Genomic DNA, 25,667 nt, shown 5'->3' with positions numbered 1-25,667 from the left:
CTTATGAAGTCGTGTTATTCCAAGGAACCGTTCTAGTTTCTATGACTTGGTTTATCGCTTGTAAGACCGATTGTTTTTGTTTTTTCATGGTACTCATAAAGCTTCGTATCTGACAAAAAGATTCTGCGCCTTTCTTACTTCGGAAAGTCCCAGACACTTTCTGTTTTACTTTCGTCATCCGAATATCCCGTTCTGCTTGATTGTTATCAAATGGAATGGCTGGATGTTCTAAAAACGCTAGAATTCTGTCAGAATACTTGACGAAGCGATTCCATAAATTTTGAGAAGGCGTCTGCTTTCCTTTCTTCTTTTGTTTCGTGGAAAGAATCTGTTGTTCTTTCAATATGGATTGATACATAATAAACAGATTCTTTTGCGTCGCTTTTGGCATGGTACCTTCGGATTGCTTTTTCATCGTCAACGCTTGCGTTAGAAATTTCTGCATCTGTTGTGCCCATTGTTCTCCAGTACTATCTATAATTCCTTGTAAATCTCGTAAGAGATGGGCATTACATAAAACGTGACGACAATCTGTATACGCATCATACGATTTCCAACCATCATGCATCGCAATTCCAGAAAAAGATGGCAAGATTTCTCCAGCATCCATTGCTTCTTTTCCACGTTTTTGATGAATATGTTGCAATGTCACCTCCGGTGTACTGGCAGTATGTAACCATTGTGTTTTGTTTTCTACACGCATACCAGTTTCATCAAAATGGACAACAGGAGACTGCAGAATCTTTTCCTTTACTTCTTTTATGAATGGCTGCAATTGAGAAGCGAAAGCCTGTGTATGATTTACCAGGGTTCCTTCGCTTATAGAATGTCCAAAACAATCCTGAAAGAATTCTTTTGTTCGCTTCAAAGAAATGCATTGATAATGCGTTAAATAGGGAATCAGTCTTTTTATATTTGGACCATATTGAACAGGACGAGATACTGTCGAAGGAAATTGGGCTTCTTGGATAGAATGGCAATGTGGGCATTCTTTCTGTTCTACTTTATGTTCTGTCACTTCGATCTGAATAGGTGGTAAGTCATACACTTGGCGAATGCGATACCCTTTTACAGGCTCGTGGTTCAAGGAAGTATGACAACAAGTACAATATGTAGGAGAATGTGTAATCGTATGATCTGGAGTCGCTGTCAAACCAAGAGTATGTCCCTTGTGGCCCAACTGGCCACCCGTTTGACGATGAGACGGTTTGCGCAAACTTTTTGTAACGGGCTTACCCAAACCATCTGTAGAAGGTGGCTTATGACTATTTTTGGAGTTTTTTTTTGAAGCATTTTCTAGTTCTTGTATACGTTTTTCTAACTTAGAAAATGTTTCTTCAAATAAAGAAATAACAGCTTCAGGTCCTTTTTTATATGTATCTAAAATAATTTTTCGATCGACCATAAGATTCACCTCCCCTGTTTGATATACTCAGTATTTACAAATGGGAGGCATATGAAACTAGTAAAATTTAAAAAAGACACCGAAAGGTGGCTGAGTAGTTACCTTATCTTATGCCCTATCATTACTATTCGTATGGCTAGGATTCGTAGATAATGCAATGTTCATGACTTTAATTATTTCAACTATTTCTTTAGGTGTTGTTGTACCAACATTAAAAGAGAATAACTTAGGAAAAACAGCAATTGGGCAAATCATTTTATTAGTCGCTGTTATTGCGGATTTAGTTACAATGATTTTACTCGCTGTATTCGTCGGATTAAATTCCGAAAGCGGCCAAAGCATGTGGCTTCTTCTTCTTCTATTCGGCGCTGGTATTGTTATTTACTTTATTGCAAAACGCTTTAAAAACATTCCATACTTAGATAGTTTAAAAGCTGGTAGTGTACAAATTGATACACGAGCTGTTTTTGCACTCATTTTAATCTTAGTTGGGTTATCGGAATCTGTTGGAGCAGAAAATATTTTAGGGGCCTTCTTAGCAGGTGTACTCGTATCGTTATTATCACCAAATGAAGATATGGTGGAAAAACTTGATTCTATCGGCTACGGTTTCTTCATCCCTATTTTCTTCGTAATGGTTGGTGTAAATCTAGAGGTGTGGTCTATTTTCAAAGAACCTTCTAGCATGCTAATGATCCCAATCTTAATTGTAGGACTCTTTATTTCAAAACTCTTACCATCACTCGTCTTAAGAAAATGGTATCCACGTAATATCGTACTTGGAAGTGCAATTTTATTAACATCGACACTTTCTTTAGTTATTGCGGCTGCACAAATTGGTGAAAAACTGGAGATCATCAGTCCAAGTTTATCTGCCTCTCTTATTTTAAGCGCAGTTATTACTTGTATTTTTGCACCTATATTGTTTAAAAAAATGTTCCCAAAAGTAGAAACACCAAAACCAAAAGTAGCTATTATTGGCGCGAGCAGAATTACCCTTCCGTTATCACTAGATTTAAAACGAGAAGATTATGACGTAACGCTATATATGATGCGTCAAAACAAAATAAATGATGAAGAAGCGAAATCGCACGACTTCCCTATCGTGAAATTGGATGACATCACAATCGCATCATTAACTGAACAAACAGCATTTGATGCAGATCGCGTCGTTGTTGCAACAAGTGATGATGAACAAAACTTATTATTGGCAGAACATGCAAAAGAGCTAGGTGTTGAACATGTTATTGCAAGTGTAGAAGATCCACTTCTACAAGAAAAAGCAACGCAAGAACATATCGCTGTATTCTCAACAATTAACTCTACACGTATTTTATTACGTGCGCTTATTGATAAACCTAGTCTCGTTCGCTTAATTACAACAGCAAACGAAACAGTCCGTGAAGTTGAACTACGGAGCAATAAATATAACGGCGTTGCACTTCGTCGCCTTCCGTTTTTAGGTGATGTACTAGTCATTCAAATTTATCGTGGAAATAAAGCATTAATCCCACATGGGGATACAAGACTACAACACGGTGATACATTACTTGTAACAGGCTCAAAAGAACATATCGATACACTAAAAAACATATTAGAATAAAAAAATGCCCCTCACATAATTGAGGGGCATTTTTTCCGTTTCATATGGTAAAATGTTACTATCACATATTATGGGGATGGATTACATTATGTCTATTATAACTTTAGCTCTCTTATTATTAGCCGAAATACTCGTTGCCATTATTCTCATCGGTGTTAGTATTGAGATTTGTAGTTACGGATGGAAAAAATCGAATGGAATAAAATATTCTTGCCTCCTACTTTCACTCCTTCTTGGAACTGCTAGCATACTCGGACTTCTCGCCGCACCTGCCTATTTCTTTATACAATTAACAGAAAAAGCGTTATAAGAAAGGATGTTAATATGATTACCGTGAAAAATATTGAGGGATCTGAAACTTACGTATTACGTCAAAAAATTTTACGCCCCAATCAAACATTAGCAGATTGTAAATACCCTTCCGATTATGAAACAGACACCTTCCACTTAGGCGCATTTATAAACGATGAACTAATTAGTATCGCTTCCTTCTCAAAAGAAATATATCCCGACTTACCAACGGGTATTCATTATCGTCTACGAGGAATGGCAACATTACCTGCATTTCGAAACAACCGTGCTGGAAGCTCCTTAATTCAGAAGGCGGAACAAATCTTGCAAGAACGCCAAGCAAATATATTATGGTGTAATGGCCGAATTACTGTAGCTGACTATTACAAACACTTAGGCTTTCAGGAATATGGTGAAATCTTTGAAATTGAACCGATTGGCCTTCATAAAGTACTATATAAAAGAATATGAGAAAAGCTTTCCTCAATATGGGAAAGCCTTTCTTATATTTCAATCTTCTCTTTTTATTTTTTTCATATATATGTATATAAACAAACTTGGAACTAAAAAACAAGCAAACATAATAAGTCCTGTCATACTAATTTCCTTTATCGAAATATCTGGTGTTACAACGATACAAATAGCTAAAATCCCAATAATAATACCTACCGGAATGAATAATAGCTTCATAAAATAACGACGCGACACTCCGCCCGTATGCTCATACACTTCCACTGAATTTTTCAGATTTAAAAAGTTAATAATTATTATCCCGCCCATAAATACCATTAATAAATCCGAAACACTTTCATATCCTGCCCCTTGCAAGACATAGCGGTAAAAGACGATAGCTAGTATGACGATATTTTGTAAGATGAAAGCTAATCTAATATGTTTTAACCCTTCAATCATTAAACGTTCATCTTTCACGATTTTCATCCTACCACTCCTTTTCCTCCCAAAACAAATCATTCAACGTTTTATCTACTGCATAACAAATTTTTAAACATAAATCTAAAGATGGATTGTATTTCCCCTTCTCAATTAAACTAATCGTTTGCCTTGTAACGCCTACTTTTTCTGCTAATTGTTGCTGTGTTAAATCTAATTGAACACGCGCGACTTTTATTTTACTTACAGCCATTCATGTTCCTGCTACTAAAAATATAGACAAATGTATATTCTTAGAGTATTCCTGCTTCTACGTGCCCTGCCTCGCTAATCACTTGCTACTACAGTTTGCTGTGACACTTCACAGGCGTAAATTCCGATGTAGCCCACCGTACATATATACAATCTATTTACGTTAGTATTGTATATTTTTTTGCTTGTAAAAGGTTGATTGACGCATTTAAATCTCTATCTATTACATTGCCACATTCACATGTATATACTCGGTCAGACAGCTTTAAATCCGACTTTTTTTGACCGCAACATGAACACATTTTAGAAGATGGATAGAATCTGTCCACTTGCCGTAGTTCAATTCCATATCTCCTACATTTCGTTAATAACCATGTTTTAAAAGCATAAAAACATTGTTGCGCTACAGCTTTAGATAGATGTTTGTTCTTCATCATACCTTTCACATTCAAATCTTCTACTACAATAAACGTTGGCTTGGTTTTCACCACATCATTTACAATAGACTTTACATACGCTAATCGAATATTTGCTAGCCTAGCATGTAGTTGTTGCACCCTAAGAATATTTTTGTTTATATTCGCTCTTTTATTAGTAACAGGTTGTTCACCTCTCTTTCTTATATTTTCAAATTTGCGTGATAAAGAGCGTTGTTCACGTTTTAACCGTTTTTCTATCTTTTTTACTTGTACTGTTTTATTTATATTTTTGTGAGTTTTTCCATCGCTACGTACAGCGAAGTCTTTAATTCCCAAATCAATTCCTAGACCTACTGTATTGAGAGTTGCATTTGGTTTTACCTCTTTCACTTCACAGAGTATAGACACATAGTATCTTCCTGCTCTTTGATATACTGTACCACTTTTTACAATTGTATTTTTTGAAATATATCCATACTCTTTTAACCTTATCCAACCAATTGTAGGGACTTTTACTCTATGTCTTTCTACTGTCCAATCTGTTTTGTTGTTTTTCGGAAAGTAGCACTTCACATCTTGCTTCTTCTTTTTTTTATATCGTGGAAACTTAGATAAACCTTTAAAAAACCGCTTAAAAGCTTTATCTCCATTCATAATCGCTTGTTTTACCGCTTTGCTCGACACTTCTTTAATCCACTGGTCACACTCTTTTGTATGAATGTTGTTTAACCATTTGGAAAAGTCATAACCACTAAGAAATTTCCCCTCCGACTCATATACCTCTTTATTTTTAGAGATATACAGGTTATATACATATCGACACACCCCAATAGTTTGACGGATTTTACTAATTTGTTCAGTTGTCGGTTTGATTTCTATTAAATATGCTCTTTTCATAAGTCTTCATCCTCCGACATTTTCTTTTTGTATTTTCTCAACCCGTATATTCTACAGCTAAATACATGAATGATAGATATTAAATCCTGAATAAGTTCTTCTTGAATACCCATATATTTCTTATACTGTTCTTCTGTATAATATCTTCTTCCTTTTGGGTTTCGGTAAGCAGGTAAAACAACTTGATTGTCCCACCTTTGCAATGTCTTAACAGAGACATTAAGCATTTCTGAAAATTCTTTCGGTTTATATTGTTTCATAATTACTTTTCACTATATATGCCTACTTTTGTCTATGTTTTTGTTTACTGTTTCTTTCTCCTCCACCCTTATTATAATATATATTCCAATAAGTAATTTATATTTTACATTACTAATTTAAGTTTCACTTTATTATACACAAAAAAGGAGCCCCTCATAAGAAGCCCCCTCTCCTATATTATAAGAATAAATGACATCCAAATAAAATTGTAAATAAGTATAGTAACGGATGCACTTCCATCCCTTTCCCTTTCACAATTTTCAAGACTGGATACACTAAAAATCCAATTGCAATTCCATTCGCAATACTAGATGTTAACGGAATACCTATAAAAATTAAAAATGCTGGTAACGCATCTTCAAATTCATTCCAATTAATATCTCGAATGCTTTGTGCCATTAAACTACCTACTATAATTAATGAAGGAGCTGTAATAGCGGCTACACTTGATAAAGAAGCAATAACAGGACTAAAAAATGCCGTTATAATTGTTAGACCAACAACTACAATCCCTGTTAACCCAGTTTTACCACCTGCAGCAATACCTGCTGACGATTCAATCGTCGCTGCTGTTGGGCTTGTTCCAAAGATAGAACCTGTAGTCCCGCCAATTGCATCTGCAATAAACGCTTTACCAAAACGCTTCTCTGTATTGTCTGTAATTAAACCTGCTTGTTTAATTAAACCAAGTAATGCACCTGTTGTATCGAATAAAAGTACAAGTAAAAATGAAAATACAACGCCGTATAATCCGTATTCAATTACATCTGAAAAGGCATTGATTGGGTTTGAAACGATGATACCCTCTGGTAAATGAGGCATCGCCACAATTTTATCAGCAAACTTCAATTGCCCTGTAAAGAAGGCAATAATTCCTGTCACAATCATACTAATAAATAATGCACCGCTCACACGCAATGTCATTAATACCGCCGCTAATATTAAACCAATTAAAGTTAAAATAACAGCTGGAGAATGAAAATCACCAATCGTAACTAAATTAGACGGATGATCCACGATAATTCCAGAAAGGCGCAATCCAATAAAAGCAATAAATAGTCCAATTCCACCTGCAATTGCATGCTTTAAACGTAACTACTCAGCTTCTTCAAATAAAAAAACAGGCCAAATACATGTTTCCGATTCGAAAACATGAAAAGAAAATACTCCAATCAGAGAAAGAATCTATGCCAAATAGAGAAATTCTCTTATGAAGTCGTGTTATTCCAAGGAACCGTTCTAGTTTCTATGACTTGGTTTATCGCTTGTAAGACCGATTGTTTTTGTTTTTTCATGGTACTCATAAAGCTTCGTATCTGACAAAAAGATTCTGCGCCTTTCTTACTTCGGAAAGTCCCAGACACTTTCTGTTTTACTTTCGTCATCCGAATATCCCGTTCTGCTTGATTGTTATCAAATGGAATGGCTGGATGTTCTAAAAACGCTAGAATTCTGTCAGAATACTTGACGAAGCGATTCCATAAATTTTGAGAAGGCGTCTGCTTTCCTTTCTTCTTTTGTTTCGTGGAAAGAATCTGTTGTTCTTTCAATATGGATTGATACATAATAAACAGATTCTTTTGCGTCGCTTTTGGCATGGTACCTTCGGATTGCTTTTTCATCGTCAACGCTTGCGTTAGAAATTTCTGCATCTGTTGTGCCCATTGTTCTCCAGTACTATCTATAATTCCTTGTAAATCTCGTAAGAGATGGGCATTACATAAAACGTGACGACAATCTGTATACGCATCATACGATTTCCAACCATCATGCATCGCAATTCCAGAAAAAGATGGCAAGATTTCTCCAGCATCCATTGCTTCTTTTCCACGTTTTTGATGAATATGTTGCAATGTCACCTCCGGTGTACTGGCAGTATGTAACCATTGTGTTTTGTTTTCTACACGCATACCAGTTTCATCAAAATGGACAACAGGAGACTGCAGAATCTTTTCCTTTACTTCTTTTATGAATGGCTGCAATTGAGAAGCGAAAGCCTGTGTATGATTTACCAGGGTTCCTTCGCTTATAGAATGTCCAAAACAATCCTGAAAGAATTCTTTTGTTCGCTTCAAAGAAATGCATTGATAATGCGTTAAATAGGGAATCAGTCTTTTTATATTTGGACCATATTGAACAGGACGAGATACTGTCGAAGGAAATTGGGCTTCTTGGATAGAATGGCAATGTGGGCATTCTTTCTGTTCTACTTTATGTTCTGTCACTTCGATCTGAATAGGTGGTAAGTCATACACTTGGCGAATGCGATACCCTTTTACAGGCTCGTGGTTCAAGGAAGTATGACAACAAGTACAATATGTAGGAGAATGTGTAATCGTATGATCTGGAGTCGCTGTCAAACCAAGAGTATGTCCCTTGTGGCCCAACTGGCCACCCGTTTGACGATGAGACGGTTTGCGCAAACTTTTTGTAACGGGCTTACCCAAACCATCTGTAGAAGGTGGCTTATGACTATTTTTGGAGTTTTTTTTTGAAGCATTTTCTAGTTCTTGTATACGTTTTTCTAACTTAGAAAATGTTTCTTCAAATAAAGAAATAACAGCTTCAGGTCCTTTTTTATATGTATCTAAAATAATTTTTCGATCGACCATAAGATTCACCTCCCCTGTTTGATATACTCAGTATTTACAAATGGGAGGCATATGAAACTAGTAAAATTTAAAAAAGACACCGAAAGGTGGCTGAGTAGTTACCTTTAAACTATCAGGAATTGCTAAAATTAACTTTTGCCTAAAAGAAGTAAAAGATAATAAAAGAAAAATAATCCCCGTTACAAATACAGCTGAAAAGGCAACTACATATGTAATCCCTTCTGCCTTCTGTACAACAGAATAAGCAAAATATGCATTCATTCCCATAGCTGGAGCGATAACAATCGGGTAATTCGCGAAAATCGCCATACCTACTGTTCCAACAACGGTTGCAATAATTGTTGCTGTAAACGCTTGGTCAAATGGTACACCTGCATCAGATAATATTTTTGGATTGATGACAAGAATATACGCAAATGTAAAAAAAGTTGTGATGCCAGCTAAAAACTCTTGCTTCACAGAAGTATTATATTTTTGTAATTGAAACATGCTTATGTACCCTTCCTACACCTGAATTATTATCACACATTCTTTTTCTTACTAGTATGTGAGAAAATATAATACTTAATCTTAACAATCAATAAAAAGAAGAGTCAATATATTCCCTAATAGTTAGAATTTTAAGTTTAAGTCTGACAAGTACAGATGTAGTACAGTTCATTATGATTATTTTTGTAGCATAACAGATAGAAATGTTTTATAATTTGAAATAGTTAAATATTTAGTAAACGCATTCAAATATCGTTCACTCTACAAGGGGGATTCTTCTTATGCAGCACACAAACAAATCTGGAACTTTAAATCGTGGTTTAAAAGAACGACATATTACTTTAATGTCACTGGGCTCAGCTATTGGCGTTGGGCTATTTTTAGGATCCGCTTCCGCCATTAAACTAGCAGGTCCTTCTATTTTGCTAGGCTATATGATTGCCGGTCTCGTTATTTTTTTCATTATGCGAGCGCTTGGGGAAATGGCAATTGAACAACCTGTTGCTGGTTCTTTTAGTAAATATGCATATGATTATATTGGACCACTCGCTGGTTATATTACTGGTTGGAATTACTGGTTCTTATGGGTTGTTACTTGTATGGCTGAAATTACAGCAGCTGGTATTTACATGCAGTACTGGTTCCCAGATATCCCGCGCTGGACTTGGGCATTACTTGCTCTATTATTAATGAGCGCTTTTAACTTCTTATCGGTAAAAGTATTTGGAGAACTTGAGTTTTGGTTTGCTCTCATTAAAATTGTCACAATTATCTGTATGATAGTAGTCGGAGCTGGTATTATTTTATTCGGATTCGGAAACGGTGGTATCGCTACTGGTATTTCAAATCTTTGGTCACATGGTGGCTGGTTCCCAAATGGATTTTCTGGGTTACTACTCTCCATGCAGATGGTACTATTCGCTTATTTAGGCGTTGAATTAATCGGTGTTACAGCTGGTGAGGCTCAAAATCCGAAGAAAACACTCGCAAAGGCAATCGATAACGTATTTTGGAGAATTCTACTCTTTTACGTTGGGGCATTATTCGTTATGATGGCAATTTATCCATGGAACGAACTTGGTGAGAAAGGCAGTCCATTCGTATTAACATTCCAACAAATTGGTATCGCAAAAGCAGCAGGTATTATTAACTTTGTCGTATTAACAGCAGCTCTTTCTTCTTGTAACGGTGGTTTATTTAGTACAGGCCGTATGCTATATACATTAGCTCAGCAGAAAAAAGCTCCTGAAAGATTTGGTCGTTTAAATAAAAATGGCATTCCAAGCCAAGGAATTGTAGCAACTGCTATCGTTTTACTAATTGGTGTTATATTAAACTATCTCGTACCTGCAAAGGTATTTACATGGCTTACTAGCATTTCAACTTTCGGTGCAATTTGGACTTGGGGAATTATATTAGTCGCTCAAATTAAATTCCGTAAAAGCTTGCCTACTCAAAATAAACAAAAGTTATCGTATAAAATGCCTTTATACCCATTAAGCTCATATTTCTCACTCGTTTTCCTTGTATTAGTATTAGGTATAATGGCGTATTCAGAAGATACACGAATTGCATTGATTGTCGGCCCAATTTGGCTTATCGGCTTAGCAATCGTATATTACATGAAAGGGTTTCATAAGATTGATGAAACACCTAACTCAAAAATTAGTTAAGCAAAACATCCCTTCCTTATTACTTGGAAGGGATGTTTTTATATCTATATAAATATTTCTCAACAAAATTCACGGTATTTTTACAATTTTTTAATATTTTTTATGTTTTCCGTCTTTATTTTTACAGAAAAATAAATTACATTATTAAAGCACATATATTTATTATTAGGGGGATTCTTCTATGAAGAATCAAAAATGGATTACATTTTCTTTAGCAACAGCAATTACACTAAGTATAGGGACCTCGTTCATACCGTCTACTTATGCCGAAAGCTCTGTAGACCCAGCTCCTGAAATTGCTGCAAAAGTTGTAAATCAAAACAATGGGAAGAAAGTATTATTCGATAATACACACGGTCAAACTGCTGGGACAGCTGACTGGGTTATTGACGGCGGCTTTTCTGACTTCGGAAACGGCATTGCAAAAAACGGATATCACGTAAAGGAACTTCGTAAATCAACACCTATTACGTACGAAGACTTAAAAGATTACAATGTATTTATCGTTCCAGAAGCTAATATTCCTTACAAAAAATCTGAGCAGGACGCTATGTTACAATATGTAAAAAATGGTGGTAGTATCTTCTTTATTGCTGATCATTACAATGCAGATCGTAATAAAAATCGCTGGGACTCTTCTGAAGTATTTAATGGATATAGACGCGGTGCTTGGGATAATCCAGCAAAAGGAATGTCTAATGAAGAAGCTAATTCACAAGCTATGCAAGGAGTAGAAAGCTCTGATTGGCTCTCTGACAACTTCGGTATTCGCTTCCGCTACAATGCACTTGGTGATGTTTCAGCGAAAACAATTGTATCGCCTGAACAATCTTTCGGAATTACAAAAGGTGTTTCGTCTGTAGCAATGCATGCTGGTTCTACTCTAGCAATTACAAACCCAAAACTAGCAAAAGGACTTGTTTACCTTCCAGAAAATCCATCAAAATGGAATAACGCTGTTGATAGTGGCGTTTATAATGGCGGTGGTATTGCAGAAGGCCCATATGCTGCTATCGCAAAAGTAGGACTTGGAAAAGCTGCCTTTATTGGTGACTCTTCTCCTGTTGAAGATGCTACGCCAAAATACGTTCGTGAAGATTCTGGCCAAACAAAGAAAACTTACGATGGTTATAAAGAAGAAAACGATGCGATTTTATTAGAAAACATCGTAAATTGGTTATCAAATAAAGAGACATTTACAAGTTTAGATCAAGTAAATGGTTTACAACTTGATTCACCTACAGCTCTACAAACATTTGAACAGCCAAGCTTATCAACAGAACCACAACCTGAACCTTGGAGTGCACCAAATGCAGGTTATCAATGGTTTAATACAAATACTTTTAAACCAGGTTCATACGGTTATAACGGTGCGGTAACAACAAGCGACTACGTCGTTACACACCCTAGCATTCTACCAAACAATGAAATTTTCCAAATGAAGATTCAAGTAAATAACTTACTACCTAATACAACGTATAACAACTATTCTTTAGGTATCTTCACTACCGGTGGAACACAAGTGGCTAAAGTACAAAATGCAAACGGCACTTGGCCATCTACTTTCGGATATAGTAGTGCATTTTCTTTCACAACAAACAGCTTAGGCTCTGCTGAGAAAGTTGTAAATGTACAGATTGATTCAAATACAACTGGACAAGCAACGCTTCGTCTACGCCAAAATACAACAACGAAATATAATGAAACTGTAACGATTAATAAGAAATAATAAAAAAGGCAATCCATACATGGATTGCCTTCTTCTCACTTCTCTTCCTTCGAGAAAAACATTCTTGAAATAACGATACCTATACTACCGACGATTAGGAATAACACTGCCCTAATCATCATCGATACCTCTGGTAAGTCAAGTAAGAATAACTTCCCTACCGTTACGACTAAAACGACTAAACCAGCATATAATATTTCATTCATATTTCTATTTCTTCCAAACCAAACCGCAAATAATGCATATACCATCCATAATAACGATACTGATACACTAATTACGCTTCCATCTGTAGATAAAACTTCACCGATTCTCGTAATTGTAATAAATACAATTATCATAAACCAATAGAGCACTATAGAATACATATATTTGCCGAAGCTCGCTAATACTTCTTTCGCTTCTCTCATGCAATAATAGAACGTTCCTATTAAAATAAGATGAGCAACAAAGCCTGCCGAAATAAATTGATCAAACGGGCTAAAAATAGTCTGTATCATTCCAATTGCGTAAACCGTCGCACTAACATACAATTTTATCTGTTGTTTTACTTTAATAGAAGTGACCATGCCGAGGAAACCTTGTAACAATAGTACAATCGCTGCATTCACTAAACTATACTCATATAAAATTGCTAAACTAAATGCTCCCATTGCGAAACCAAATAAGAGATTTGTAAATGTAGAATGTCTATTTTTCCTATATTCACATACGAACATAGCGGCATGTACGAATGCACTAATAATCAATCCCCATGTTGTAAAATCAGGTATTTTTGAAATAGCTAGTATAAAGAACACTGCATTCGCACTAAATATCGCCAAACGTGGTTCTAGTATAAAACTTCTCTCCGTAAACATATGCCAAAATAATAGTAAATGAATCAAACCATATACAATCGTTAACTGTATTTGCAAGTTCTCTACTAACATTGACATAACAGCAAAGAAAACGAAAAGGACAATGGCAGCAACAGCGTAAGAAATCATATATAAGTATTTATAACGATTTTTCAACGCATACCATAATAAACTAAGTGTTAATACTGTCTCATATCCAAAGAAAATATAAGGATTAGGAGTCGTACTATTTAACAAGAATGGTACGAAGAACGCACCGACCGCTACGAAAATAGTGAGATATTCCGATTGATATCTTTTCGCTAAATAAATCCCTAAAATAACCCATGCAATATTACAGAGAAACGCGACACTTGCCGGAATAAATCCATATAAATAATGTGCTGCAAACGTCGTTAGAACAATCCCGGTAATACTTCCTCCAGCTAATACTAATCCTAACGCTTGCCGCTCTCTTTTAATTTGAATATCTCCTATATAATACAACCCGATAGATAATGCGATACCAAACACAATTCGTATCGCTGGTGTTAATAAACCAGCATCTACCCCTGCTTTAAATAACCAGATCACTCCAAGCAACATAATACCGACAAATACACGCGGTAACCACGTCTGACAAAACTTAATAATATTAAATGGCTCTGGTTTAAAAGCCGATATATCTACTTGTTTTAACTCAGGTTCTTGCAAAGGCTCTTTTATCTTAACTATTTCTTCTTTTGGCTTTTCCTCCATTACCGTTTCAATATATTCTTTCTTGTTCTTACTAACATGTTGCTGAGCGTTTTCTACTTCTATTTCCCTCTGCTTTACTTTTAATTCAGCAAGTGCTTCTTGAATTGTTTCAATTGCCGTTTCGAGTGCTTCTATTTTCTTATCCAAATCCTTCTTCATACGCTCCCCCCCTTATTCGTAACTCTCATTGAACCTATATATTACCAATTATCTTTATCATACTCTTAGTCTATTCATTTTCAATAGTATTTTTCCAAAAAAAGAAAGGTGTCTTCCCAAAATAGGAAAACACCTTTTTACTCATTTATTCTTATTTAGAAAAATGCTAACGATAAAACCAAGACACATGCCTACAATAGCTGGAACAATCCACCCAACACCTTCTGTATAAAACGGGATGTATTTTAATGCTGACGTCCACTGATTCATCATTACATTTTTATTTAAAATGTCAATTGCACTAAATATCGCTACAACCAAAACAGTTACTGCATATACGTATGCATACTTTCCAATATACTGATGGAATAACCCTAGAATAATAAGCGTTAACGCAATTGGATAAATAAATCCAAGAATTGGTACTGATACTTTTAAAATTTGCGTTAACCCTAAATTAGCTAAAATCATACTAACAACGCTTACTATAAATGCCCACAATTTATAAGATACTTTCGGAAATGCACTCGCAAAAAATTGACTACAAGACGTAACAAGTCCAATTGAAACACATAAACACGCGATAGTAAAAATAAGACCTAATAAAACGACTCCGCCCTGTCCAAATAATGTAATCATAACTTGTGCTAACACTTTCGCACCGTTATCAAATGTTCCTAATGAGCCACTAATTGCCCCCACATATCCAAGGATGACATAAATAATAGATAATAATAGTCCTGCCCCAATTCCAGCAATACTCATATATTTCGCTAAACCTTTATCATCTTCAATACCCTTTGCACGTAATGCATTTGCAATAACAATTCCAAAGATTAAAGCAGCTAACGCATCCATTGTTAAATATCCATCTAAAAACCCTTGAAACATAGGAGCTTGGCCATAGTTCCCTATTGGTTCTTTCATATCTCCTACTGTTGTAAACATACTCTTTATAAAAATGAGTGCAATCATACATAATAATAATGGCGTCAAGACTTTTCCAAACAACCCCATTAATTTAGATGGGGATAAACTTAACCAGTAAACAATACTAAAGAAAATAACTGTGTAAAACAATAATAATCCGTTTCCTGCTTCAGGGAATAACTGACCTGGCCCCATTTCAAAAGCTAAACTTCCCGCACGGGGTATACCAAGCCCAGGTCCAATAAATACATACACGATACATGGAAAAATAATTGCAAATGAAGAATGAACCCTACCCGCTAACGTTTGAAAACTTCCTGCTTTTGCAATAGAGATAACACCTAATATAGGAAGACCTGTTGCTGATATAATAAACCCTACTAATGAAATCCAAACATGTTCTCCTGCTTCATACCCAAGGAAAGGTGGAAATATCAGATTCCCTGCTCCAAAGAACATAGAGAATAACATAAGGCTAATAAGTAAAATTTCTTTTTTCTGTAACAATTTCATTTCTTTCTCCTTCTTTAATTTCATCTTTTATGAAATCAATTTCACATATAAAAAAGTACAATAACCCGCTTCCTTACAAAGAAAACATAGTCCATAGTCTATCACAAAAGAAACACCCATTCTATAGCTATTCCTCTTTTCCAATTTCTTCTGAAAAATCAACCTTTATTGACTTATAATAGTTAATAAAGTAAAATATTAAATGTACAAAATTATTAACTTTGTTTTTGTTTGTGTCAGGAGGAAAATAACATGGAATCAGCGATACAACTAGAAAGAGAACAACAAAGAAAAAAGAAACATCCTCCAGGTTTATACTTACTCTTCTTTACAGAAATGTGGGAAAGATTTAGTTACTATGGATTACGAGGATTATTAACATTATATTTAACGACAGCTTTAGTAAGCGGTGGTCTTGGGTTTAGTCCCGCATGGGCACTCTCTATTTACGGATTTTATACTGGGGCCTGTTATTTCACACCAATGATTGGTGGATACTTAACAGACCGTTTTCTAGGTAGACGAAAAGCAATCACAATTGGTGGTATAACAATGGCAATCGGTAACCTTACACTATTTGCCTTGCAAAACCAATTAGGCCTATACCTCGGATTAGCGCTTATTATTATCGGTAACGGATTCTTCAAACCGAACATCTCTACACTGGTTGGAGAATTATACGAAGAGAACGATCCAAAACGTGATAGTGCATTTACCATTTTCTATATGGGTATTAACGTCGGTTCATTTTTAGCTCCACTCGTTTGCGGATTTTTATCAGAAAATTTATTCAAAACAACAGTTGATGGCGTTGTACATTACGGATTCCGTTACGGTTTCTTAGCCGCTTCAATCGGAATGATCATTGGACAAATTTTATTTACAACACTATCAAATCGCTTCCTTGGTAATATCGGTAAAAAACCAACTCGCGATTTACAAACAGCTGCTGGACAACCATCAGTAGGAGATACACCATTAACAAAAAAAGAAAAACAACGTACCGCAGTTATCGTCATTTTAACATGCTTCGTTGTCTTCTTCTGGGCTGGCTTTGAACAAGCTGGTAGCTCATTAACATTATATACAAACAAATTTGTAGACCGCTCTGTGTTCGGATGGGAAGTTCCAACATCTTGGTTCCAATCGGTCAATCCATTATTTATTATTTTACTTGCTCCAGTCATTTCTGCATTATGGGCAAAACTTGCAACTCGCAAGCAGGGTGATTTAAAAATCCCAACTAAAATGGGACTTGGTATGATCTTGCTCGGTATCGGTTATATCATTCTCGTTATCGCTACATTAAAAACAGGTAGTGATGAACATAACATTACAGAAAAAGCAAACTTACTGTTTATCGTCTTTACGTATCTTTTCCATACGTTAGGTGAGCTATTCTTATCACCTGTCGGACTATCAATGGTTAGTGCGCTTGCACCGGTAAAATTAGCATCTTTACTAATGGGTGTATGGCTAGCAAGTTCAGGTATCGCCAACATTTTAGGCGGACAACTTGCAAGCTTCACAACTTCACTTGGATACGCTGAAGTATTCACAGTTATTGGCGCTGTGGCAATTGTACTAGGTTGTGTTTTATTATTAATTTCTAAGAAATTAGTGAAATGGATGGATTAAAAAAGATGAGGAATTTCTCCTCATCTTTTTTTATGCTGTTTTCCCTTGTTCTATTGCTTGTTCGTACAGCTCTTTATGTTCTTTATATTCACTTGGTACGAAACTCTTATAGAAGAATGAGAACCAGCTGTCTCCCTTTTTATACCCTTCTTCTCGAATTTTCGCTGCTTTTTTATTCGATTTAAATCCTTCAGTAAACCATTTCTTTAACAATTCATTTCTTTCATACTTAGCAGGAACTTTTAAATCATAGTTTTCAAATGCATACTTATAGCCAGCTTTTTCTACTGCCTTTTTTGTAGATTTATAGCCTTTTTCATACGCTGTTTCATATGCCTTCACGTATACTTCTTTCTCTCTATTTCCAGGATTCTTTTCAGCTAGTTCTTTCCCTGTCTTTTCCCCTAACTCAGCTTGCTCTTTTTCAATTTTTTCTGTTCTTTCTTTATTCCCTACTTTGAATCCGTCTGCAAAGTTTACCTTAAACTCTGAAGCAACTTGACTATCGTCCATCGTCTCTTGTGCTAAACCTTGTTCTTTTCCTTTTTCAAAATGCGTTTTCTTCTGCTCTTCTAAAGACCATGCGGCTGCATAAGTCGCTTTAAACGCTTGTTTATATGCATCAGATTTTCCAGCTACATGCACTTCTGCATCATTTTTTCCTGCTTTAAAATCAGTTTCTCCATTCTTTTGACCTTCAAGTTGACCTTTTTCCATATCAGCTTGGCGCTGCGCTTCCTCTTGTTTACGTGCCTCTTCAGCTTTTCTTTGTTCCTCGGCTACACGTTGTCTCTCTTCTTCAGCTTTACGCTGTGCTTCTGCAGCACGTTGTTTTTCCGCCTCGGTATTGCGCTGTGCTTCTGCTTGTCTCTCAGCTTCTACAGCACTATTATTATTCTGGCTAGGAGCTGGGCTCGTTGCACCACTACTAGAAGCTGGTTTATTATGATAATGATATTCCCCGTACTGTAATCCCCATTTCTCACAATTTGTACGACACGTATGTCCTCCATTAGCATCTGTACGCCCTGGATGTGCATAAGCTGAAATCGGAGCTACCAATAACGCTATACTCGTTGTTAAAAGAAGTTTCTTCACCTGTTGTCTCACTCTTGTTCCTCCCAAAATATAGAATCCTAACTTTATTATACATAAATAGAATAATATTTGAATACAAACCAAAATATTCTATTATTTCTCAACATTAGTAAAAAAGAAGGTGAACTCTTTAAAGAGTTCACCTTCTTTTTTACTTCTTCGCCTTCGTTCTTACTAAATCACCAGCAACAACATAACGCTTAGAATTATCCTTTACAGATACACATGTAATAAGCGTTATCTCATCTTTCCCATGATCCTCTACAACTTCCCACTTATCAGGAGTCACTTCAGATACACCAGTAACCGCATACTCATATTCATTTTCATTGTCATACAAATAAATTTTATCGCCTTTTTTCAAAGAAGCTATATCACTAAATAAAACACCTTTTTTAGACATGTTATGTCCTGCTAATGCGTAATTTCCTTTTCCCATAACTTGATTCTCTTTTACTGTCGCTGCACCTGATAATAAGTTTTTTTCAGTAGAAGCTTTTAAAACAGGCAGTTCTACTGAAACACTTGGAATCGAAATACGACCAATTACTTGTTTCTTATCTAATGATGCATTCGCTACTTCCGCCAAGTCTGGTTGATTAATTTTGGAAGCATCTACAAATTCCGTCTCATGCTTTTCATAATCCATCTTTTGAACAGCCTGCACATTTTCAGTCTGTTTCTTTTCAGCCTGATATCCATCATAAAATGGCTTTCCAATTAACACGCCACCTACAACAAATAGCAGAATTGCTACTATACTATAAATTCTTTGCTTATTCATACACAGTTCCTTTCCCTTACAAAATCTTACTCTATATAAAATGATAAAATAATATCGCTATATGTACAAGTATTAGCTTAAAAAGAAACCTTCTTGCCAGTGCAAGAAGGTTTCTTTTTAAGCTAATTTATTTCTGTATAGTGATACGTGAAATACTGTCATTTGAATAAAGAAAATAGAAAATAGAATATATAATGGGTATCCAGGAAGATATTCATTAATAATAGGCGAAAAAGTTAAAAATCCAACTGCACAAGGTAACACAAACCATAACGATACAAATGTTATTCGACAAGCTTTATCCGTAATCGCTTTTTCACGTTCATCTTCTAGCGGAAATAATAATGGATACATCCAAAAAGATAAATTCTTATATTTTTTCTTTTGAATTCTATAAAAAATTGTAACTATAATTGCTCCAATAAATAATAAAATGAATGGTACTCCATTAAACCATACTTCAAATGGGAATTTCTCGTTTTTAATTATATCTGCTAACTCTGTAATGACACTATAAAATTCAACAAATGTCCAGCATGCTAAAGCAGTATAAAGCACGTTTATGATATAAGAAAAAACAATTCTATTCATCCTCTTCCCCCTCCTTATTTAAAACAAACACATCTTCCATCTTTAACTGAAACACATCACAAATCGTAAGTGCTAATAACAACGAAGGAACGTAATCCCCTTTTTCAATTGCAGCAATTGTTTGTCTCGTTACTCCAACCTTTTCTGCTAATACACTTTGCGTAAAGTTAAAACGAGCTCTTAATTCTTTTACTCTGTTTAAAATGGTCAAATTTACCACCTCTCACCATTATTGTATGCTATCCTTAACAAAATGTAAACTCAACTTAACATTATTATTATAAAAAAATCCAACTCTACGTATTGTAAAGTTGGATTACTTGTTAGTTTAAAATTTTAACTTTAACTGTTCTTCTACCCCAGTCATTAGCTTGAGCTGAATTTGGCATTAATAGATCAATGATATGCCCTTTTATTGCACTACCAGTATCTCCAGCAATTGCTGTTCCATATCCTTCTACATATACAGTAGAACCTAATGGGATAACAGATGGATCTACAGCAATTAATTTCATGTTTGGATTTGCAGTTAAATTATGTCCTAACTTAGATTTTACAGTTTCACCCGGTTTATAGCCGTTTTCAGATGGGTCAGCTGTATAAGCGGTTGCTGTTACGTAAAATTCTTTTCCACCTTGAGTTGGTTTCGTATCAGGCTTAGACTCTGTTTCTGTATTTTTTGCTACAGGTTCAGCTGGTTTACTAGCTTTTTCCTGCTTTTGCTTTTCAGCAATTTCTGCTTGTGCTTTCGCTAAAGCTTCTTGCTCTGCTTTTGCAGCCGCTTCTGCTTTTGCACGCTCTTCCGCTGCGATTCTTGCTGCTTCTTGCTCACGAGCAATCGTTTCTTGTACTGTCTTCATATTTGATTCAATTTTAGCTTTCTCTTCCGCTGCTAAATTAAGTTGACTTGCAACTTCATTATATTTAGCTTGAACTGTTTGTAAGTTATCTTGACGTTTTTTCAAGTTATCTTGCAGTTCAGCTTGCGCTTTTGCTAATTTTTGTTTGTCTACTACTAAAGATGCTTCTTTTTCGTCAATTGTTTTCTTATCTTCTTCAATTTGACGAAGATCTTGTTCTTGTAGACGTAAAATTTCTTTATCAGCTTCTAGAATAGTAGAAACTGCGTTCATACGTTGTAAGAAGTCTGCAAAGTTTTTTGACTCTACTACAACTTCTACTACTAAACTTGTATTTGAACTGTTTTGAACAGAAACCATACGTTTTCTCATAATATCTTTACGAGCAAGGACTTTATCCTCCAAAACGACAATTTCTTGCTTTTTTTGCTCAATCTGCTTATGTGTTTCATCAATTTTACGTTGAATAGCAGCTTGATCCTCTTTATTTTTTGCAATTGTATTATTTAAATTATGTAGTTCGTTTTCGATACCTTTAATTTCTTTACTAACAGCTTGCTTCTCTTGCTCTTTCTTTTGCATTTCTGCATCGTTTTGTTGCAATTGCTGTTGCATGTTGTTAAGTTTCTCGTCGTTTGACTCTGCTTTAACAGCGACTGTACTAGAAAGACCGATAATTCCTGCTAATACTAGACAGCTGATTCGCTTAAAATAGTTCATAATCCGACTCCCTTCTTATACAGTTATACATGATTTATTTTACAGTTTGTTTACAAAACGATTAAATACAGTTTATTTTTCGTGACGAAAAAAAGAGAATTATGAATAAAATGTAATAGATTCTTAAATATTTAACAATTCCTATATTTAAAAAATACAAAAGATGCTAAAATCCAAATATAGAGAAAATATAACTTTCGAAGGCGGTTGAAATAAATACATGTTTACTCAAAAAAAATCACTCCAACATACAATTGCTCAATTAGAAGAGCGTATACAAGAATTAGAATTAGAATTAAAACAAAAAGATATTGAAAAGCAAGAGACTATTTCTACTATCCACGATCGTGTACAAAGCGTTGTCCAAGAGCATCAACTTGTAAATAACCAACACAATACACTTCAAAGCTTAGTTCAACAATTAAGTTCATGTTTCGAAAATGTTTCAACACGTACGACACATTCCAATGAGTTAAATAATGAAATGTTACAAAAGGAACAAAGCTTAATTCAGTCTATTGCAGAAATTATTGACTGCTCTAATGAAGGAAAAGAATCCGTTCACCGCTTACTTATTGTAATTAATAAATTAGGTGAACAATCTCAACGCACGTCTAATAGTATGAATCATCTAAGCGAACGCTCAAAGGAAATCGAGCAAATTGTAGAAGTCATTCAAAACATTGCAGCACAAACAAATTTACTTGCTTTAAATGCGAGTATTGAAGCCGCGCGTGCTGGAGAGCATGGTAAGGGATTCGCTGTCGTTGCCAATGAAGTAAGAAAACTAGCGGAAAGTACAGCAGAAAGTACAAAAAACATCGGCAACTTAACGAAAAAAATTCAAGAAGAAATTGAAAAAGCATATGATAACACAAAAGATAATTTACATTTAGTTGATGAAGGTGTAGAAATGAGCGCCGATACAAATGCTAGAATTGAAAATATTTTAGTTATGATTCAAACGTTACAAAATGGTGCTACAAATGTTATTAAGGCTATCGAAAACCAAAAGTCTTGTAATGATGACATATTACGAGAATTCGCTAACACGCAACAAATGTTCCAAAAATTAAATACTACTATTATGAATCATATTCATGATGCTGAAAAAGTCGATGTTCAATTGTCTAAAAGTCTTCAAGAAACAGTAACTTCTTAATTAAAAATAAAAATCCCTTATACTGCTATAAGGGATTTTTATTTTATTTCGAATATTTATTTCTTTTCAATATTCATCCATATCTTTGTTATAATGGAAAAGTTGTTTCTTTCAACTAATAAACAAGGAGGTTATTATGGAACAATTTTACTACGTTTTAAAATATTTAATTCTCGGTCTGTTCCAAGGACTAACAGAACCAATTCCGATTTCTTCAAGTGGTCATCTCGTTTTAGCACAACATTTGCTAGGACTAAAAATAGAAGGGTTTAGCTTCGAACTACTTGTTAATTCAGCTTCATTATTAGCTGTATTACTTATTTATAGAAATGATTTAATTCGTCTAACGAAGAATGGTCTCTCTTATATATTTACAAGAGCAGAAGACGCAAAATCAGATTTCTTCTTTATTATTTATCTTGTTATTGCAACCATTCCAGCAGGTGTTATTGGTGTTTTATTTAAAGATTACATCGATCAGTACTTAAAAGGTGTGAAGATGGTTGGGATTTCCCTTCTTATTACTGCTGTCGGCCTTTGGATTATTAGAAATTTACGCGGTCGTAAAAATGATGGCGACCTTTCTATGAAAGATGCAATCATCGTCGGATTAGCACAAGCTTGCGCACTGATTCCCGGAATAAGCCGATCTGGTGCCACAATCGTAGCAGCAATGTTACTTGGTATGAAGCAAGAAACAGCACTTCGCTTCTCATTCTTACTATACATTCCTGTTAGCTTAGGTGGCTTATTGTTAAGCATTACAGACATTGCAAATGATCCAAATCTAGACACATTATTCGTACCATATGTCGTTGCATTCATCGCAACATTTATCATGACGTATATTTCACTAAAATGGTTTATGAACATTATGGCAAAAGGAAATTTAAAATATTTCTCTTTCTATTGTATTATCGTAGGTGTACTTACTCTTATTTTCTTATAAAGTAAAACTTACAAATTGAAAGCGAGTCATCTAGTGTAATAGAATGACTCGCTTTTTTATACCTCTATTAAGTTAAAATCTATTATTTACTTAGAATTTTCTGAATAGTATAATATTATTTAAGTTTACTATTACAGTAATTCTATCTTTCCTACTATTATCGTAAAAGAGGTGTTTATATGTTTATAGTTACTAAACTCATTCACATTAAGTACGAATATGAAAATGAGCTACTTTATGGGCTTAAACAATATTATCCTTCCCCTGGAACGAACGGTTGTATTAACATAGAGTTTTCACATGTTCATCGTACAAATGATAAGGCAGAATATATGATTCGTCTGTTATGGAAAACACAACAAGATTACCATACATGGCTTTCTCAAAGAGAAGGCCATGTAACTTTGAAGCACAAAATACAAGGCTATATACTTTCTTCCAAATCAAATGCTACCTATGTGCATTAACCCTTCTCTTTTTATTCCTTACGAGGGGCAAAATGATAAAGTGAAACTTTAATCAGCCCTCATCAATCGGGCTGTTCACAAATAACAAGATAAGGACCCTCTTACTTTTCATACTGTAAAAGGGCTTCTCTTATGCATACACTTTCTTCTCTTGACAATACAAACGAATAACATGTTTATTTTGTTGAAATACATCATGCGTCAGACGAATAATAATAAAGTTTCTTTTTGTTTGATCATCATGAACAAAAATCTGTTCTCCCTCCTGAAAACGCCATGCACTTTCAAAAGTCGTAATATGATCCCCACTTACAGAAAAAAGTTCATATCGCATCTCTTGTACCCTCTCTCAACTTACATAATCATAATATCCTCATATTAAATTTATTATAACTTAATTCCTATAAAATTAGTAATTATTTCTATTTCGAAAGATTTTAACTTTGTATTTAAATATTTTTAGCGCTATAATGATAAACGAATTTTCATTGAAAGGAGTTTTACTTTGACTGCATATTTATTTCCAGTAAAAACAGCATTTATTTTATTCCCCTTTTTAGCAATGTTTCTTTTAATCCCTTTTTTAATATTTAATTATCGAAAATACGGTTATTTAAATAAATGGCGCTCATTTATTTTATACTCATTATTACTTTACTTATTAAATGCCTATTTTCTTGTTATTTTGCCGTTACCACAAACGTTTGATACTTGTAGCCTACAACCAGCTAATACACAACACATGCAACTCTCACCATTTTATTTCATACAAGAGATTAGTAGTCATACATCGGCAGTTTTAACGAAACCAGCTACTTATTTCTACTTATTAAAAGAGTCTGCGTTTTTACAAGTTGCATTTAATGTTCTATTAACTGTTCCATTCGGTATTTACTTACGTTATTATTTCCGACGTAGTTTCTTACAAACAATTTGCATTTCCTTTTTCCTTTCACTATTTTTCGAGCTAACACAAGTGACTGGATTATACGGTATATACAATTGTGCATACCGATTATTTGATATCGATGATTTGTTTTTAAATACATTAGGTGGCGTAATTGGTTTTATCATTGCACCAATATTTACGTACTTCCTTCCGAAGACAAACGAGTTAGATAGTCATATTGATTTGGAAACGAAACCAGTCGGATTCATTCGTCGCCTTATCGCGATGCAAATTGATTGGATTTTCTTATCTATCGTCGTACCTGTCGTTAAAAACAAAGGAAATTCTTTCTTCGTTTCTAATATGCAATCTTACACGAATATGTATGAACTCATTTTCATTACGTGTTCAATCCTTATTTATTTTATTCTTATTCCATACTTTACAAATGGAAAAACAATTGGGAAAGCATTGCTTCGCATTCATCTGAAAGGAAAATCAGATCGTATTACATTAAAAGAACTATTTATTCGCTACGGTATATTTTATTTTGCGTTAGGCGGAATCAATTATATTCTTTCTAGTAGCTCTATGTTAAATCATACAGAACCTTTAGTATTACTCGTTACATTGTTATTCCTATTTATCATTAACGGCCTATTCATTATTCATGTTTTACTGCATGTATTTAGCCGTGATAAACTACTATTTTATGAACATATTAGTCATACAAGAAATGCAATTACACTAAAAAAAGCTGACAAATAATTATTTGTCAGCTTTTTTA

At 34.7% G+C, this 25,667-nt stretch carries 22 protein-coding genes and 5 pseudogenes; 10 read left to right on the top strand and 17 right to left on the bottom strand.

The window, feature by feature from the left end:
- Nucleotide 1 precedes the first annotated feature (1 nt).
- The gene (tnpC, locus tag MHH55_RS25175) at nt 2-1,405 is read right to left on the bottom strand and encodes an IS66 family transposase (RefSeq protein ID WP_100910632.1); all 1,404 of its coding nucleotides are present in this window, start codon (nt 1,403-1,405) and stop codon (nt 2-4) included.
- Between the two features lie 94 nt (nt 1,406-1,499).
- Here tnpC (MHH55_RS25175) and MHH55_RS25170 point away from each other — a divergent pair.
- From MHH55_RS25170 to MHH55_RS25160, 3 genes and pseudogenes are all read left to right on the top strand, one after another.
- Nucleotides 1,500-3,008: pseudogene (locus MHH55_RS25170) on the top strand (monovalent cation:proton antiporter family protein); the annotation flags it as partial.
- Nucleotides 3,009-3,060: 52 nt separating this feature from the next.
- Nucleotides 3,061-3,318: a DUF4022 family protein gene (locus tag MHH55_RS25165; protein ID WP_000926991.1), complete on the top strand. Its 258-nt coding sequence runs from the start codon at nt 3,061-3,063 to the stop codon at nt 3,316-3,318.
- Between the two features lie 14 nt (nt 3,319-3,332).
- On the top strand, nt 3,333-3,770 hold the full coding sequence (locus MHH55_RS25160) for a GNAT family N-acetyltransferase (RefSeq protein ID WP_000633767.1): 438 nt from the start codon (nt 3,333-3,335) through the stop codon (nt 3,768-3,770).
- Nucleotides 3,771-3,809: 39 nt separating this feature from the next.
- Here the strand turns inward: MHH55_RS25160 and MHH55_RS25155 are convergent, their stop codons facing one another.
- From MHH55_RS25155 to MHH55_RS25125, 8 genes and pseudogenes are all read right to left on the bottom strand, one after another.
- The gene (locus MHH55_RS25155; protein WP_000706629.1) at nt 3,810-4,238 is read right to left on the bottom strand and encodes a hypothetical protein; all 429 of its coding nucleotides are present in this window, start codon (nt 4,236-4,238) and stop codon (nt 3,810-3,812) included.
- Nucleotide 4,239: 1 nt separating this feature from the next.
- Complete coding sequence (locus MHH55_RS25150) at nt 4,240-4,443, bottom strand: helix-turn-helix transcriptional regulator (protein WP_000301183.1); 204 nt, start codon at nt 4,441-4,443, stop codon at nt 4,240-4,242.
- A 157-nt stretch (nt 4,444-4,600) separates the two neighbouring features.
- The gene (locus tag MHH55_RS25145) at nt 4,601-5,758 is read right to left on the bottom strand and encodes an RNA-guided endonuclease InsQ/TnpB family protein (protein WP_042884452.1); all 1,158 of its coding nucleotides are present in this window, start codon (nt 5,756-5,758) and stop codon (nt 4,601-4,603) included.
- A pseudogene (locus tag MHH55_RS36495) lies at nt 5,755-5,862 on the bottom strand (IS607 family transposase); the annotation flags it as partial. The pseudogene MHH55_RS36495 and the gene MHH55_RS25145, both read right to left, overlap by 4 nt.
- 27 nt (nt 5,863-5,889) lie before the next feature.
- Nucleotides 5,890-6,018 (bottom strand): annotated as a pseudogene (locus tag MHH55_RS36490) (MerR family transcriptional regulator); the annotation flags it as partial.
- Between the two features lie 178 nt (nt 6,019-6,196).
- Nucleotides 6,197-7,108, bottom strand: a pseudogene (locus MHH55_RS25135) (solute carrier family 23 protein); the annotation flags it as partial.
- 119 nt (nt 7,109-7,227) lie between these two features.
- Nucleotides 7,228-8,631 (bottom strand): IS66 family transposase, encoded by a 1,404-nt coding sequence (gene tnpC, locus MHH55_RS25130; protein ID WP_100910632.1) that lies wholly within the window; start codon nt 8,629-8,631, stop codon nt 7,228-7,230.
- A gap of 63 nt (nt 8,632-8,694) precedes the next feature.
- Nucleotides 8,695-9,120 (bottom strand): annotated as a pseudogene (locus tag MHH55_RS25125) (solute carrier family 23 protein); the annotation flags it as partial.
- Between the two features lie 281 nt (nt 9,121-9,401).
- On the opposite strand from MHH55_RS25125, the gene MHH55_RS25120 reads away from it, so the two are divergent.
- Together MHH55_RS25120 and MHH55_RS25115 are read left to right on the top strand one after the other, a co-directional pair.
- The gene (locus MHH55_RS25120) at nt 9,402-10,793 is read left to right on the top strand and encodes an amino acid permease (RefSeq protein ID WP_001164897.1); all 1,392 of its coding nucleotides are present in this window, start codon (nt 9,402-9,404) and stop codon (nt 10,791-10,793) included.
- A 181-nt stretch (nt 10,794-10,974) separates the two neighbouring features.
- Nucleotides 10,975-12,522 carry a DNA-binding protein gene (locus MHH55_RS25115; RefSeq protein ID WP_078187104.1) on the top strand — a complete coding sequence of 516 codons (1,548 nt, stop codon included), beginning with the start codon at nt 10,975-10,977 and terminating at the stop codon, nt 12,520-12,522.
- Between the two features lie 35 nt (nt 12,523-12,557).
- Here the strand turns inward: MHH55_RS25115 and MHH55_RS25110 are convergent, their stop codons facing one another.
- Complete coding sequence (locus MHH55_RS25110) at nt 12,558-14,279, bottom strand: DUF2339 domain-containing protein (RefSeq protein ID WP_000710917.1); 1,722 nt, start codon at nt 14,277-14,279, stop codon at nt 12,558-12,560.
- 141 nt (nt 14,280-14,420) lie between these two features.
- Entirely contained in the window at nt 14,421-15,722 is a 1,302-nt protein-coding gene (brnQ1, locus tag MHH55_RS25105) for a branched-chain amino acid transport system II carrier protein BrnQ1 (RefSeq protein WP_000771689.1), read from the bottom strand.
- A 252-nt stretch (nt 15,723-15,974) separates the two neighbouring features.
- On the opposite strand from brnQ1, the gene MHH55_RS25100 reads away from it, so the two are divergent.
- Nucleotides 15,975-17,360, top strand: a complete 1,386-nt coding sequence (locus MHH55_RS25100) for a peptide MFS transporter (RefSeq protein ID WP_000443143.1) — start codon at nt 15,975-15,977, stop codon at nt 17,358-17,360.
- 30 nt (nt 17,361-17,390) lie between these two features.
- Here the strand turns inward: MHH55_RS25100 and MHH55_RS25095 are convergent, their stop codons facing one another.
- From MHH55_RS25095 to MHH55_RS25075, 5 genes are all read right to left on the bottom strand, one after another.
- Complete coding sequence (locus tag MHH55_RS25095) at nt 17,391-18,470, bottom strand: YHYH domain-containing protein (protein ID WP_086404089.1); 1,080 nt, start codon at nt 18,468-18,470, stop codon at nt 17,391-17,393.
- 139 nt (nt 18,471-18,609) lie between these two features.
- Entirely contained in the window at nt 18,610-19,242 is a 633-nt protein-coding gene (locus MHH55_RS25090; RefSeq protein ID WP_001041726.1) for a class A sortase, read from the bottom strand.
- A 117-nt stretch (nt 19,243-19,359) separates the two neighbouring features.
- A complete protein-coding gene (locus MHH55_RS25085; RefSeq protein WP_074555144.1) occupies nt 19,360-19,833 on the bottom strand; it encodes a DUF2178 domain-containing protein in 474 nt (157 codons plus the stop codon).
- Complete coding sequence (locus MHH55_RS25080; RefSeq protein ID WP_000154019.1) at nt 19,826-20,044, bottom strand: helix-turn-helix transcriptional regulator; 219 nt, start codon at nt 20,042-20,044, stop codon at nt 19,826-19,828. Before MHH55_RS25080 ends, MHH55_RS25085 begins: the two co-directional genes overlap by 8 nt.
- 112 nt (nt 20,045-20,156) lie before the next feature.
- Complete coding sequence (locus tag MHH55_RS25075; protein WP_001105783.1) at nt 20,157-21,413, bottom strand: 3D domain-containing protein; 1,257 nt, start codon at nt 21,411-21,413, stop codon at nt 20,157-20,159.
- Between the two features lie 220 nt (nt 21,414-21,633).
- Here MHH55_RS25075 and MHH55_RS25070 point away from each other — a divergent pair, with 220 nt between their 5' ends.
- The 3 genes from MHH55_RS25070 (at nt 21,634) to MHH55_RS25060 (ending at nt 23,991) form a co-directional block, all read left to right on the top strand.
- Nucleotides 21,634-22,575 carry a methyl-accepting chemotaxis protein gene (locus MHH55_RS25070; protein WP_000495037.1) on the top strand — a complete coding sequence of 314 codons (942 nt, stop codon included), beginning with the start codon at nt 21,634-21,636 and terminating at the stop codon, nt 22,573-22,575.
- Nucleotides 22,576-22,711: 136 nt separating this feature from the next.
- A complete protein-coding gene (locus MHH55_RS25065) occupies nt 22,712-23,524 on the top strand; it encodes an undecaprenyl-diphosphate phosphatase (RefSeq protein ID WP_000434794.1) in 813 nt (270 codons plus the stop codon).
- A 179-nt stretch (nt 23,525-23,703) separates the two neighbouring features.
- Nucleotides 23,704-23,991, top strand: a complete 288-nt coding sequence (locus MHH55_RS25060; protein ID WP_000471238.1) for a hypothetical protein — start codon at nt 23,704-23,706, stop codon at nt 23,989-23,991.
- A 130-nt stretch (nt 23,992-24,121) separates the two neighbouring features.
- Here the strand turns inward: MHH55_RS25060 and MHH55_RS25055 are convergent, their stop codons facing one another.
- On the bottom strand, nt 24,122-24,325 hold the full coding sequence (locus tag MHH55_RS25055) for a hypothetical protein (protein ID WP_001268332.1): 204 nt from the start codon (nt 24,323-24,325) through the stop codon (nt 24,122-24,124).
- Between the two features lie 171 nt (nt 24,326-24,496).
- On the opposite strand from MHH55_RS25055, the gene MHH55_RS25050 reads away from it, so the two are divergent.
- On the top strand, nt 24,497-25,648 hold the full coding sequence (locus tag MHH55_RS25050; protein ID WP_000128025.1) for a VanZ family protein: 1,152 nt from the start codon (nt 24,497-24,499) through the stop codon (nt 25,646-25,648).
- Nucleotides 25,649-25,667: the final 19 nt, after the last annotated feature.

Source organism: Bacillus sp. FSL K6-2944, from assembly GCF_038005385.1.
GTDB lineage: Bacteria > Bacillota > Bacilli > Bacillales > Bacillaceae_G > Bacillus_A > Bacillus_A cereus.
The sequence above is the reverse complement of the archived record's forward strand: the minus strand, read 5'-3'. Positions and strand labels throughout refer to the sequence as shown.